At 54.1% G+C, this 13,585-nt stretch carries 15 protein-coding genes; 11 read left to right on the top strand and 4 right to left on the bottom strand.

From position 1 onward, the window contains the following. The first annotated feature begins 68 nt into the window (after positions 1-68). The 5 genes from dut to JF44_RS0117565 all read left to right on the top strand — a co-directional run bounded on the left by dut (position 69) and on the right by JF44_RS0117565 (position 3,702). Entirely contained in the window at positions 69-533 is a 465-nt protein-coding gene (gene dut / locus JF44_RS0117585; RefSeq protein ID WP_033070257.1) for a dUTP diphosphatase, read from the top strand. A gap of 94 nt (positions 534-627) precedes the next feature. Next, a complete protein-coding gene (locus JF44_RS0117580; protein WP_033070649.1) occupies positions 628-1,083 on the top strand; it encodes an RrF2 family transcriptional regulator in 456 nt (151 codons plus the stop codon). A gap of 204 nt (positions 1,084-1,287) precedes the next feature. Then, positions 1,288-2,238: a cysteine synthase A gene (gene cysK / locus JF44_RS0117575; protein WP_033070648.1), complete on the top strand. Its 951-nt coding sequence runs from the start codon at positions 1,288-1,290 to the stop codon at positions 2,236-2,238. A 239-nt stretch (positions 2,239-2,477) separates the two neighbouring features. Beyond that, positions 2,478-3,281 carry a HesA/MoeB/ThiF family protein gene (locus JF44_RS0117570; protein WP_033070256.1) on the top strand — a complete coding sequence of 268 codons (804 nt, stop codon included), beginning with the start codon at positions 2,478-2,480 and terminating at the stop codon, positions 3,279-3,281. Continuing rightward, positions 3,271-3,702: a DsrE/DsrF/DrsH-like family protein gene (locus JF44_RS0117565; protein ID WP_033070255.1), complete on the top strand. Its 432-nt coding sequence runs from the start codon at positions 3,271-3,273 to the stop codon at positions 3,700-3,702. Before JF44_RS0117570 ends, JF44_RS0117565 begins: the two co-directional genes overlap by 11 nt. A gap of 21 nt (positions 3,703-3,723) precedes the next feature. Here JF44_RS0117565 and JF44_RS0117560 read toward each other — a convergent pair whose 3' ends face one another. Further along, entirely contained in the window at positions 3,724-4,431 is a 708-nt protein-coding gene (locus JF44_RS0117560) for a LysE family translocator (RefSeq protein ID WP_052066072.1), read from the bottom strand. Positions 4,432-4,531: 100 nt separating this feature from the next. On the opposite strand from JF44_RS0117560, the gene JF44_RS0117555 reads away from it, so the two are divergent. Continuing rightward, positions 4,532-5,449, top strand: a complete 918-nt coding sequence (locus tag JF44_RS0117555) for a LysR substrate-binding domain-containing protein (protein ID WP_033070646.1) — start codon at positions 4,532-4,534, stop codon at positions 5,447-5,449. A 94-nt stretch (positions 5,450-5,543) separates the two neighbouring features. Beyond that, positions 5,544-6,071 (top strand): MgtC/SapB family protein, encoded by a 528-nt coding sequence (locus JF44_RS0117550; protein WP_033070254.1) that lies wholly within the window; start codon positions 5,544-5,546, stop codon positions 6,069-6,071. Here the strand turns inward: JF44_RS0117550 and JF44_RS0117545 are convergent. After that, complete coding sequence (locus JF44_RS0117545; protein ID WP_033070253.1) at positions 6,068-7,108, bottom strand: LacI family DNA-binding transcriptional regulator; 1,041 nt, start codon at positions 7,106-7,108, stop codon at positions 6,068-6,070. The genes JF44_RS0117550 and JF44_RS0117545 overlap by 4 nt on opposite strands. Positions 7,109-7,158: 50 nt before the next feature. Next, positions 7,159-8,490, bottom strand: a complete 1,332-nt coding sequence (locus tag JF44_RS0117540) for a GH1 family beta-glucosidase (RefSeq protein WP_033070252.1) — start codon at positions 8,488-8,490, stop codon at positions 7,159-7,161. Positions 8,491-8,729: 239 nt separating this feature from the next. On the opposite strand from JF44_RS0117540, the gene JF44_RS0117535 reads away from it, so the two are divergent. From JF44_RS0117535 to JF44_RS0117520, 4 genes are all read left to right on the top strand, one after another. Further along, positions 8,730-9,974: an ABC transporter substrate-binding protein gene (locus JF44_RS0117535; protein ID WP_033070251.1), complete on the top strand. Its 1,245-nt coding sequence runs from the start codon at positions 8,730-8,732 to the stop codon at positions 9,972-9,974. 90 nt (positions 9,975-10,064) lie between these two features. Beyond that, a complete protein-coding gene (locus JF44_RS0117530; RefSeq protein ID WP_081944493.1) occupies positions 10,065-11,015 on the top strand; it encodes a carbohydrate ABC transporter permease in 951 nt (316 codons plus the stop codon). 2 nt (positions 11,016-11,017) lie between these two features. Then, a complete protein-coding gene (locus JF44_RS0117525) occupies positions 11,018-11,872 on the top strand; it encodes a carbohydrate ABC transporter permease (protein WP_052066020.1) in 855 nt (284 codons plus the stop codon). A gap of 5 nt (positions 11,873-11,877) precedes the next feature. Next, a complete protein-coding gene (locus JF44_RS0117520) occupies positions 11,878-12,951 on the top strand; it encodes an ABC transporter ATP-binding protein (RefSeq protein WP_033070249.1) in 1,074 nt (357 codons plus the stop codon). A 63-nt stretch (positions 12,952-13,014) separates the two neighbouring features. On the opposite strand, the gene ddpX is transcribed toward JF44_RS0117520, so the two are convergent. After that, on the bottom strand, positions 13,015-13,575 hold the full coding sequence (ddpX, locus tag JF44_RS0117515) for a D-alanyl-D-alanine dipeptidase (protein ID WP_033070248.1): 561 nt from the start codon (positions 13,573-13,575) through the stop codon (positions 13,015-13,017). Positions 13,576-13,585: the final 10 nt, after the last annotated feature.

Genomic DNA, 13,585 nt, shown 5'->3' with positions numbered 1-13,585 from the left:
GGGACAACCTGACAGGACAGACAAAGACCAAGACCGGCTGCTGGCCGGGAAAGATACAAGGATGGACGATGTCGCTTTTAAGCGTTGATTTGAAACAGCTTCCCCACGGGGCGGATTTGCCGCTGCCGGAATATGCAACAGCGCAGTCTGCTGCGGTTGATTTGCAGGCAGCAATTGACGGGAAACTGGTTCTGGAACCGGGCAAGCATGCCATGGTTGAGACCGGTATTGCCATTGCTCTTCCCACAGGGTTTGAAGCGCAGGTGCGCCCGCGTTCGGGCTTGGCGGCAAAAAATGGTGTCACGGTGCTCAATAGTCCGGGCACGATTGATGCCGATTATCGCGGCGAGATCAAAGTCATCCTGATCAATCACGGGCAAGACGCATTTGAGATTGAACGCGGCATGCGTATTGCCCAACTGGTCGTCGCACCGGTAACGCAGGTGACATGGAATGTGGCCGCGGATCTGGATGAAACCGCGCGTGGTGCGGGTGGTTTTGGATCGACCGGAACAGCCAGCCCGGCAAAATAGCTGCGGCGATTGTGTGCTGGTTAATCAGGTTTGACGTTGTCTGGTTGTGTCATCTGGGGGGATGGCAGAACCGCAAGGGGAGTTAAGTGAAACGATGCTAAAGCTTTCTAAAAAGATGTTGTTTGCGATCGAGGCGGTCGTGGATATTGCCTATAACGCTGCAGGTGAGCCGGTTCAAAGCCGCGATATCACGGCGCGTCAGGGCATTCCGAAACGCTATCTGGAACAGACCCTGCAGCAGTTGGTTCGGGCCGACATTCTTGTTGGTGTCCGCGGTCCGCGCGGCGGGTATCGACTGGCGCGCGAACGTCGTCGCATCACGCTTGCCGATATCGTATCGGTGATCCGGGCAATGGAAACATCCGATGACCCGATCGAAGATCCGGCGGGCTCCCCGCTTGGCAAGGAAGTTGTCCGCCCGCTGTGGCGGGAACTGCAGGATGAAATGATCAAGCAACTTGGCAAAATTACGGTCGAAGACCTGTGTAATCGGGCCCGTGATGCGGGCCTGCGCAGCGGGATCGAAGAATCCCCGGATTTCATCATTTAGTCTTCTGGGCACGTGATGGATTGTTGTATCGTCATTCAACAAGAAATTGCTGCTATAGAAAGTGAAATTACAAGATTCAGGAAAGCTGTTCGGGTGCCAGATATGTAAAATATCCTTCAATCCATTTGACCTGGATGAATAGCGATATAAATACATGTGAAAGATGTGCTTGAAGGCAAAAATACAGAAACGTGCGAGGAAAACATGACTGAGTTTCGCGGCAAGATTTACGACAGCATTATCGACACCATTGGCGGTACGCCGCTTGTACGCCTTTCACGTTTGGCTGAGGCCGAAGGTGTGAAAGCCGATCTGATCGGCAAGCTTGAATTTTTCAATCCACTGGCTTCGGTCAAGGACCGTATTGGCCTTGCGATGATCGAAAATGCCGAGAAATCCGGCAAGATCAAACCGGGCGCGACACTGGTTGAGCCGACGTCTGGCAATACCGGTATTGCGCTGGCCTTTGTTGCAGCGGCAAAGGGCTACAAGCTGATCCTGACCATGCCTGAAAGCATGTCACTGGAACGCCGCAAGATGTTGATGCTTCTTGGCGCGCAGATCGACCTGACGCCAGCGGCCAAGGGTATGAAGGGTGCGGTTGCCCGCGCTGAAGAACTGGTGTCTGAAATTGATGGGGCAATCATGCTTCAGCAATTCGACAATCCGGCAAACCCCGAAGTACACCGCAACACCACGGCTGAAGAAATCATCAAGGATACCGCAGGCGAGATCGATATCTTTGTATCGGGTGTGGGTACCGGCGGTACTCTGACCGGTGTTGGTGAAGTGCTTAAAAAGCATAACCCGAACGTTCAGATCGTCGCGGTCGAGCCCGAAGACAGCCCGGTCATTTCCGGTGGTGCGCCCGGCCCGCATAAAATTCAGGGCATTGGTGCCGGCTTCATTCCGGGCAATCTTAATACCGATGTGATTGATACGGTCATGACGATTGGCAATGAAACCGCCTTTGCCACTGCGCGCAAACTGGCGGCCATCGAAGGCCTTCCGACCGGGATTTCGTCTGGTGCCGCAGTTGCAGCAGGCATTGAGCTTGGCCAGAAGCCGGAAAATGCAGGCAAACGCATTGTCGTGATTATTCCGAGCTTTGCGGAACGCTATCTGTCGACCGCACTGTTTGAAGGGCTGCAATAAGCAATCCGAAAGCCCAGGCTTTACAGATTTCAAATGGGTCCGGTACTTTGTACCGGGCCTTTTTTGTTGGGTGGTGTGGTGTTTCGAGATCAGGTGTGCATCAGGAAAGCATATTGTTTCGATATCAATATGGAATATTTCCTTGAGACAGATGTTTCTTGGGCTATATCCAATCAACATGATCTGCCATCTGTATTGACTGAGTTTGTTCTGGTCTTTCCCAAAGGATATCCGCCCGCGTGAGTGATTTCGATTTCAGCGAAAATGAAGTGCAACGTTATGCCCGCCATATCGTCCTGAAGGATGTGGGCGGCACCGGGCAGATGAAGCTTAAACGTGGTCGGGTTCTGATCGTTGGCGCGGGGGGGCTTGGCTCGCCGCTTGCCATGTATCTGGCCGCCGCCGGGGTTGGGACAATCGGCATAGTTGATGCCGATACGGTGGAACTTTCCAATCTGCAGCGCCAGATCGCGCACGGCATGAAGGATGTTGGAACGCCCAAGGTCGACAGCGCCAAGGCCACCATGGCCGACATGAACCCCGAAGTTACCGTACATGCCCATAATGCCCGGCTTGATACGTCAAACGTCATGGATCTGATTGCCGATTATGACGTGATTGCCGACGGGTCGGACAATTTCGAAACGCGGTTTTTGCTTAATGACGCCTGCTATCTTGCAAAAAAGACGCTGGTTTCTGGTGCGGCCCTTCGCTTTGACGGGCAGGTATCGACTTTCAAGGCCCATCTAGGTTCACCACACCCCTGTTATCGCTGCATCTACCATGCCCCACCGCCGGAAGACGCCATTCCGTCCTGCGCCCAAGGCGGGGTTCTGGGATCGGTTGTTGGCATGGTTGGTGGTATTCAGGCGACCGAGGTGCTCAAAGAGCTGATGGGCATTGGTGATAGCCTTTCGGGGCAGCTCTTGATTATCGATGCCCTCTCGTCTGCGTTCCGCAAGATCAAGGTGCCGCGCGATCCGGGCTGCCCGACCTGTTCAGAAAACGCCACAATCAAGGACCTGTCTATTCATGAGCACTGAGTCTGATACGCCCAAAAAACTGTCGCTGGTGGTGTTTTCCGGAACCTATGAAAAGGTTCATTACGCCCTCGTAATGGCATCAGCCGCGCTTGCGTCTGGCCGTGACGTGACGCTTTTCTTCACCATGGATGCCAGCCGCGCCCTGTTTGCGCCATCGGGTTGGCGTCATTTGCGTACCGAAGTTGACGGTGCGACGGCAACTTCAATCGATCTGAGTTATGCGACGCGTGGCATTGGCAGTTTCGAAGAACTGCTGTCGGCCTGTGCCAGCCTCAATGCCAAATTCATGGTGTGCGAGATGGGCCTGCGCGCCCTTGGGCTTGAGAGCGAAGCAAAGCGTGAAGAGCTTACGATTGAAACCGGTGGTGTGGTGACGTTCCTCAATGACGCCAAGCAAAATGGCGAGATGCTGTTTATCTGATCTTTGACGGATATGTTCGGTCTAGCTTGCCAGAAGCTTGATACCCAAGCTGGCAAGACAGATGCCCACGCCACGTTCGATCCATGACTTGATCGCTGAAATGCGCGCCTGAACCGATGGCAGGGTCAAGGCCGTTGCGACAAGCGCAAACCAGATCATGTGACAGGCTGCGATATAAACACCATACGCGACTTCCTGCGCGACCGGGGTGTTTGGTGAAATCACCTGACTGAACAGCGATACAATAAACAGCATGGTTTTCGGGTTTAGCGCATTGCAGGCAAAGCCGATCCAAAACGCTGATCCGCTGCCGCCAGTCAGCCTGTCTTGGCTTTGATCCGGCCCCGGTGCAGTGAGGGCGGAATTGGTATTGATGTCTTTATTGTTCAATGCCTTGGATTTTCTCTGGCCAAGCAGGGCGCGGATGTCGGGCCAAAGGGCCGATAACCCCAGCCAGATCAAATAGGTGGCCCCCAGATAGCGTAAACTGGTCAACACCCAGACATTGCTAGCAAACACCACACCAAGCCCGATCAGGGTATAGGCAAGATGTACGGAAACGCCGCTGCCAATGCCGATGGCACAAAAGACGCCTGCGTGCCTGCCGCGCGCCAGGGCAATACGTGTGACCATGGCAAAGTCGGGGCCGGGGCTGATCACGGCAAGAATGGTGATGATGCCAACCGCAATGATTTCCATCGATAAGATATCGCCCGCGAATTCCGGCATGATGTGATCCTTTGTGGATGATGAATTCATTTGATGTGTGAGTAATTTCAGTATCAAACTGTTCACATCGCCGGAAAATCGAAAAATACTGGTAAATATTGTGAGTAATGTTCACAGGAAACGCAGCCTGCCACCCTTGGCAGCCCTGCCTGCCTTTGAGGCCGCAGCCCGCCACCAAAGCTTTTCGCGTGCGGCAGACGAGTTGCATCTGACCCATGGGGCTATTAGCCGTGCGGTTGGGCAAATCGAAGAACGCCTGGGTGTTCAGCTTTTTGTGCGGCGCAATCGCCGTGTCTGGCTTACAGCCGCGGGCGAGCGATTATTAAAGGCAACGACGGGTGCGCTTGATGGGCTTGATCAGGCGATTGAGGATATCCATCGCCATGACAAGACATCGCCGATATTGACCGTTTCGTGCGAGCCCAGCCTTGCGATGCGTTGGTTGATGCCCCGTCTTGGCGATTTTCGTGAGGCCAACCCGGATCTGAATATTGATCTCAGGCTTGCAGGTGGGCCGGTGGATTTGTTGGCCGATGGTTGCGATGTTGCCATTCGTCGTGCCGATTACGGCATTTCCGAGCATTACATCACAACCCATCTTTGGGCGGAATATGCCGGACCGGTTTGTGATCCGGAATGCTGGGAAACCATTCTTTCAAGGGATTTATCCAATGCTCGCTGGCTTCATACACGCACGCGCCCGGATGCCTGGGATGATTGGAAACGCGCCAGTGGGAATGCGGCAACCCCGGCAAGCGAACAGTATTTTGATCATTTCTTTTTCGCGCTGCAGGCGGCCGCTAACCGGCTTGGTACGGCGATTGGCCCGTTGCCGCTTGTGACCGATGATCTGACATCCGGGCGATTGATTGCGCCGTATGGGATGGCTGCGACCGGTTATGATTATGTCCTGATCACGCTTGATCCACCCAAGCGTGACCCCCGCATTGCGCTGTTCTTTGAATGGCTAATGAACAAGGCATCTGACATGGAGGTGTCTATAGAAACATCTGCCTGAATTTGATCACCGAACTGGTTGCGGGTGCGTCGCATCGGAACATTGAGTGCGTGCGAAGCGTTTGGGAAATGTTTAAACGGCAAGAGTTTATCGCATGCTGACCGACCTTCCCTATTTCGCGACGGCGGAAAAATACTTTGATATTGGCGTGATCGATATGATCGCGCGCCTGTGCGCGGCAACGGTGATTGGCATGCTGATCGGGTTGAACCGTGATGTGAATGGCAAACCGACAGGCATGCGGACACTGGCCCTTGTGTCACTTGGTGCGGCGGTGGTGTCGGTTGTTGCGGTCCATTTTCAGGATTTGATTGATCATCCCGATGCGCTGTCGCGTGTGGTTCAGGGGATTTTGCAGGGTGTTCTGACCGGGATTGGTTTCATCGGTGCCGGTGTCATTTTACGCGAACCAAAAAACATGTCGGTTACGGGGCTGACCACGGCTGCAACCGTCTGGATGACGGCAGCGCTTGGCATCGCCTGCGCGCTTGCAGCCTGGCATATCGTGATTATAGCCACCGTTTTGACCTTTATTATCCTGGTTGCGTTAAAACCGGTCGAGCTGATGCTGGTGCGCTGGGTCGCCAACGAAGAGGCCGAAAAGGATGCCAAGGAAAGCTAGAAATCCTCACCCTCGCGGAAGGCGGCAAGGTCGTCAATGCGGTGATACGGCAGAAGGGCCTGGAGGTTTTCGGGCGGCGTGCCGTTCATCAGATCATGCAGATGGCGCGCAAGGACTTCGCCGACATGTCGTTGCGGCTGGTAGTAATAGGCAAGCTTTTGCCGAGACAGCATGCGGAACGGCATGCCGCCAAATCCGACAACACCAATCCCGTCGCGGATGGTGTCCATGCCAAGTTCCATCAATGCTTCAAGCGCGCCAATCATCGTCATCTGACTTGCGCAAACAACAGCCGTGACGTCGCGCTCAGAACTAAAAAGCTTTGTTATTGATTCGCGTGCTGCCCGAACCGAGATGTCCGACGGCATCCAGATCAGACTGTCGGGATCACGTCCGGCATCAATCATGGCCCGTCTTGCCCCCTGCTTGCGATATCCGAAAAAGGTCAGGGCTTCGGGCGGATCAATCATGCCGATCTTGCGATGGCCATCATCCAGAAGCCGTTTTACCGCATCATAGGCGGCCTGTTCGTCATCGTGGTCGACAAAGGCGTGCGGTGTCAGAAGTTCGGTACGGCCAAAGCTGACAAACGGAAAGTCATGTTGCAGGCAATATTTCGCGCGACTGTCCTGCAAGGTTGTGCGCGAAAACACCACAGCATCTGCCAGACGCTGCGTATGGACCTTGCGCACTGGATCAAGCGGATCTTCGCCGCGGGTCTGGGCCAGCACCAGCAGCGAATAATTATCGGCTTCTAGCCCCTGTGTCAGGCTTTCGACCTGGGCCAGGAAGCCCGGATCGCCGTAATCACCGACTTCGGGGGAATACAGAATGGAACAGACCTGCATGGTTTTGCCGGTTCGAAGCATGACGCCACGTGCATCTGGCTGATAACCGATTTCTGCCGCTGCGGCCTTTACCCGCGCAACGGTGTCAGGTTTGACCTCTGGCCCGTCTTTCAGCGCACGCGACACTGTCGTGATCGACAAACCAAGCCGATCGGCAATCGTGCGCAAATTGGGGCGAGCAGCAGACATATAAAGGTCCGTTCCATTCAAATTTCGGACAATCTAAGCGCCCGGTTGGCCTATGGCAATGCGTTCTGTGAAATCACTTTGCGCATGAAATCATAGGATGCCTTGGGGGTGCGTTTCTGGGTGGTGTAGTCAACATGCACCAGACCGAAACGCTTTTCATAGCCATACGCCCATTCGAAATTATCAAGCAGTGACCACGGCATGTAACCCTGAATATTGGCACCTTCGGAGGACGCGCGAAGCAATGCCTCGAGATATTCGGTGTAATAGGCGATGCGGTCCTGATCATCGATCTGACCGTTCGCCTTCGGAATATCGGTAAAGGCACCACCGTTTTCGGTGATGAAAACGGGCGGGTTGCCATAATCATCCTGCAGGATTTTCATGGTGCGATAGAAGCAATCCCCGTCAATCGCCCAGCCCATTTCGGTCCGACGGAAATAATTGGGTGGCTGGGCATGCTTGAAGGGCCATGCTTCACCTTCGGCGGCCTGAATATAGCTTGGGAAATACTGGTTTAACCCTTGAAAATCGACCTTGGTTTTGATGGCTTCAAGATCGCCGTCCTGAATATGGGTCGCCATACGGTCCATAATCAGGTCGGGATACCGACCATAATATACCGGATCAAGAAACACGCCGTTCCATTTCGCTTCGAACAGGTCAATCAGATGCGCATCCTGTTCGCGACGATGCGGAAGCGTATAACCCTTGTGCATCGGCAAGACAAAGCCGACGGGGGCATCGGGATAATGGTTCTTGATCACCTCGGTTGCGCGTGCATGGCACAGGTTCAGGTGATGGGCGGCACGCATTGCCGCGCGCGGATCGGTAATCCCCGGCGCATGGCGGCCTTCTTCGTGGCCAATCCACGCCACGACATTGGGCTCGTTAAAGGTGACCCATGATTTCACCCGGTCGCCAAGACGGGTTACCAGAAGCTCTGTATAGTCACCAAACCAGTCGACGATGTCGCGGTTGGTCCAGCCACCGCGATCCTGAAGAGACTGGGGCAGATCCCAGTGATAAAGGCACAGCCAGGGTTCAAGGCCACGTTCAAGCATGCCGTTGATCAGGCGGCTGTAAAAATCCAAACCGGCTTCATTCACCTTGCCGGTACCGTCTGGGATCACGCGCGGCCACATCACGGAAAACCGGTAATGTTTCGCGCCCAGTCCCTTGATCAGATCAAGGTCTTCCTCCCAGCGATGATAATGATCACACGCAACACTGCCGTCATCGCCATTGGCAACCCTGCCCGGCGTTGCGCAGTATGTGTCCCAGATGCTCGCACCGCGGCCGTCATCTTTTGCGCCACCTTCGATCTGATAACTCGATGTTGAGACACCCCAGCGGAAACCGTCAGGAAATGATTTGGTCATGTTCGCTTCCTTGCCCTAGCCTTGGATGTCTTTGTTGAATGCACCCAAAATCGTAACGTTTCGGAAAATACAGGAAAGTACATTCCGTATTTTTGTATGTCCCTATTATGATAAGGTTTTGGTGATTGACAAGGGTGAATAAAGCGCTTATCAAAAAAATCGTAACGTTACGATTTTCCGACCGTGAACATTAATAAGAAGTCGGGCGTGAACGTGTCCTTTAGGGAGGAACATCCGTTATGATGAAATTTTCAAAATTTGCCGCATGTGCGGCGTTTCTGAGCGTCGGTGTATCCGCCGGTGCACTTCATGCCCAGACTGCAGAAGTCCTGCATTGGTGGACTTCCGGAAGTGAGCAGGCAGCCCTTGGCGAAATCCGCAAGGCGTTCGAGGCCAAAGGCGGAACCTGGGTCGATACCCCGATTGCCGGTGGTGGCAATGCGCGTGCAGCGGCGGTTAACCGCATGCTGGGCGGCGATCCGGCGGCTGTTTTCCAGTTTTCCATTGGTCAGCAGCTGCGTGAATTGGCCGATCAGGGGCTTTTGGCCAATGTCGGTGACGTTGCTAAGGCTGAAAACTGGGATGAAAAGCTGCCGCCGCTGATTGTCAAAGCGGCGAAATATGACGGCAATTATATCGCCGCACCGATCAACATCCATGGCGAGAACTGGATGTTCTATAACACGTCGGTTCTTGAAAAGGCTGGCGTTGAGGTCCCGGAAACCTGGGACGACTTTATTGCTGCGGCAGAAAAGCTTAAGGCCGCTGGCGTGACTCCGATTGGCCTTGGTGGTCAGCCCTGGCAGGAACGCATCATGTTCAACAGCGTCCTGTTGGGTGTTGCGGGCCGAGAATTTTATGCCGAGCTTTACAGCACACTTGATGATGACCTTTTGAAATCAGACACGATGCGCAAAGTGTTTGAAACCTTTGCCGCGTTGAAGCCGTTTGTTGATGAGGCGAGCCCGGGACGGAACTGGAACGAAGCCACCAACATGGTTGCGAAGGGTGATGCCGCCTTCCAGTTCATGGGTGACTGGGCCAAAGGTGAAATTATTGCTGCGGGGATCGAGCCCGGTACAACAGTTGGATGTGCCTTCGCACCGGCAATTGACAAAGCCTATATCATGACCGTGGATGCGTTTGCGTTCTCGGCCATGGATGGCGAGGATGCGACTCCGGCGCAGACCCTGATGGCGCAGGTGATGCTTGAACCTGATGTGCAGATTGCCTTTAACAAGAAAAAGGGTTCCATTCCGGCCCGTCTTGATGTGCCTGCCGACAGCTTTGACGTCTGTGCGCAAACCGCGATCAAGACCCTGCAGGACAAGAAAACGCACCTTGTCAGCACCGGCCTGTTTGGTGTGCCAAGTGCGGTTTCGGGTGCGATTGATGACAGCATCTCGAATTTCTGGAACAGTGCAGATATGAGCCCGGAAGAGGGTCAGGCACAATTCCAGCAAGCGATTTCCTACGCAAAATAACGATTTGCGGAACTTGGGACATTGTGAAAAAGCGCCGCTGATGCCACGAACGTGGGTGCAGCGGCGCCTTTACAAATAGGCGAGAATGTCATGGCCGAACCGGCACCGGACGTGTTGCAGCGTTCCGACGATCAAAAACCCCCAATCAAGTCTGGAAAAAAGCGTTGGCGGCCGCAATGGAGTGCGGGTGTGGCGCTGATCCCGGCAATGACAATCACGATTGTCTGTTTCTACGGGTTTATCATCTGGACGTTTGTCATTTCACTGACCCGTTCGCGGCTTTTACCTGTCTATAAATTTACCGGTTTTGATCAGTATGTCCGGTTGTTTGCCAATGAGCGCTGGTGGACGGCGATGCAGAACCTTGCGATTCACGGGTTCCTATTTATCGGCGGCTGCGTTGTTTTTGGCTATTTACTCGCAATCCTGATTGATCGCGGGGTCAAGGCAGAGGGCATGTTTCGAACGCTCTTTATGCTGCCGCTTTCAATGTCGTTCATTGTCACCGGGGTAATTTGGCAATGGGTAATGAATCCGGGGCTTGGCCTGCAAGAGGCGGTACGCGCCCTTGGATGGGCCAGTTTCGAATTCAACTGGATCGTGCGGCCTGACAGATCGATTTATACGCTGGCGATTGCCGGAATCTGGCAACAGGTCGGGCTTTGCATGGCGCTGTTTCTGGCCGGTCTTCGCAATATTGACCCCAACATCTGGAAAGCATCGCGTGTCGATGGCATTCCGGTATGGCGGGTCTATCTGCATATCATCACGCCAATGATGCGCACCGTTTTCTTCACGGTCTTTATTCTGATGAGTGCGATTGTGATGAAGGCATTTGATCTTGTTGTCGCCCTTACCGGCGGGGGACCGGGCTTTTCATCGGATTTGCCGGCACGGTTCGTTGTTGATCATATCCTGAACCGTCAGGAACTTGGTCTGGGGGCGGCCGGTGCGTTTGTCTTGCTGTGTACCGTCATTGCCGTGATTTCCCCTTATATCTATTTCGAGCTCAAAAAAGAGCGCAGCGGGCGGGGGCATTGATCATGCGATATAATCGATGGGCCCTTTACGGATTGCTTTGCCTTGCGGCCATTATGATCATGGCCCCGGTTTTCATCATGATTTCAACATCACTGAAATCAATGGATGAAATCAGGAATGGCAGCATCTTCACCCTGCCTGCCGATCCGAGCTTTGCCGCCTGGAGCAAAGCCTGGCTTGGCGACTGCACCCAGACACTTGGCAAGAAATGCGGCGGGTTGTCATCTTCGTTCATGACCTCGGTACAGATCGTCATACCGGCCTTGTTCCTGTCTGTCGGGCTGGGCGCGGTGACGGGATATTCGCTGGCGGTATGGAAGATGAAGGGGGCGAATGTAATGTTTGCGGCCCTTCTGGTCGGGATGTTCATCCCACCGCAGGTCACGCTTTATCCGCTGATCATCATGATCCGTGAGCTGGGGATCTTTGGGTCCATTCCGGGGCTTATTCTGGTGCATGTCATCTGGGGTGTTGCCTTTACCACGATGATGTTCCGCAACTTTTTCAAAACCGTTCCGCAGGATCTTTTGAAGGCGGCCCGCATTGACGGGGCCGGGTTCTGGGCGTTGTTCTGGCATGTGATGTTGCCATTGTCGCTGCCGATCCTTGGTGTTGCGATGATTTTGCAGTTCACCTACATCTGGAACGACTTCCTGTTGGGGCTGACCTTTGGCGGGCGTTCGGGCCAGCCGATGACAGTGGCGCTGAACAATCTTGTCGGATCGCAGTTCGGCGAGAAGGAATACAATGTTGATATGGCTGCAACCATGCTTACGGCCTTGCCCACGCTTGCGGTTTATCTGCTTTCCGGGCGGTTGTTTGTACGCGGCATTGCCGCAGGTGCAGTGAAAGGATAACGGGAATGAATGGCGTCGAACTTCGCAATGTGACCAAGGCCTATGCCGGGCTCACGGTGATGGAAAACATCAACCTGGAGATCGCCGACGGGGATTTTCTGGTGCTATTGGGGCCATCGGGGTGCGGCAAATCTACGTTGCTGAACATGATTGCTGGGCTTGAACCCGTTACGGGGGGCTCGATTGATATTAACGGGCGCGATGTGACTGAACTTGAGCCAGACGCGCGCGATATCGCAATGGTGTTTCAGTCCTATGCGCTTTATCCGACGATGTCGGTGCGCAAAAATATTGGCTTTGGTCTTAAGATGGCGGGTATGCCCAAGTCCGAGATTGAAGAACGCGTGAACGAAGTTGCCGAACTTTTGCAGATCACGCCGCTTCTCGATCGCAAGCCATCCCAGCTTTCGGGTGGGCAGCAACAGCGTGTTGCGATTGGCCGTGCCCTTGTGCGCGAACCTGCCGTTTTCCTGTTTGATGAACCGTTGTCGAACCTTGATGCCAAATTGCGCGCGGATATGCGGATCGAGCTTAAGCGTCTGCATGAACGTCTGGGTCGGACGATTGTCTATGTCACCCACGATCAGATCGAAGCAATGACACTGGCAACCAAGGTTGTCGTGCTTGATCGGGGCAGCATTCAGCAGGCCGACACACCGGAAACAGTATATCGCCGCCCGGCGAACCGGTTTGTTGCCAGCTTTGTCGGGGCGCCAACGATGAATTTTGTGGATGGCACGCTTGTTCGTGATTGCGATCAGGTGTTTTTCGACACCGGCAATGGGAAATTGCCACTGGTTCATGTGCCGGCCGCAGCCAATGACTTGATCGGGCGTCCGATGACACTGGGCGCACGACCGGAACATCTGATGTTTGACGATGTCGGAATTTCCGCACGTGTGGTGTTGGCAGAGCCGACCGGCCCCGATCAGTATGTCCGTCTTGCTGTTGCAGGTGGGGAAATGACCGCGAGGTGCGGGCCGGAACAGGCGTTCGAGCCGGGATCGGATATTAACATCGTGGTTGATGGTGCGCGGATGTCGCTATTTGACCAGCAAAACGGACAGGCGCTTTTGTAGGGCTGAGTTTGTTTGCGGGGGTGCCATTAAAAATGGCGGTGCTGCAATGCGCCGCCATTTTGTTTATTTGATCATCATCGGTTCTGAAAGTGAGCTATCGGAAAACAGCGGATAGTTGCTGCGTGCATTGGGCAATTGATAGTGCCACCATTCATGGTCGTAATATTCGAAACCCGAACTGACCATGATGCCAAGCAGCAGAAAACGATTGGCTTCGGCCTGTTTGGAGATCAAATCTGACCCGTGATAGGACCGGATATGCATTTCATCAAACCCTGCCCCCATATCCAGTTCCTTGCCGTTTTGATCAATCAGGGTTAGATCAATGGCCACACCACGACCATGTGGCGATCCGAAATCGGGATTGGCGACGAAATCGGGGTTGGGCGAATGGTTCCAGAGGGCACGTTGTGCCTCCTGGGGACGAAACGCATCAAGGATGCGTAATTTCACCCCCTGACGGCGCGCCAGGGCAGATGCCTTTTTAAGGCATTTTGCCGCATCCGCATGAAGATAGCAGGCAGGTCGTGTATAGATCGGTGCCCCGGTGAAATTGCGATCCGTGGCATAGACGATATCAATTTCGACATCATATTCTTGTGGCGTAATTTCGACCAGCGCCATCGCCGGAGGC

Source organism: Thalassospira australica, from assembly GCF_000763295.1.
GTDB classification, from domain to species: domain Bacteria; phylum Pseudomonadota; class Alphaproteobacteria; order Rhodospirillales; family Thalassospiraceae; genus Thalassospira; species Thalassospira australica.
This window is presented reverse-complemented; position numbering and strand designations above follow the sequence as displayed.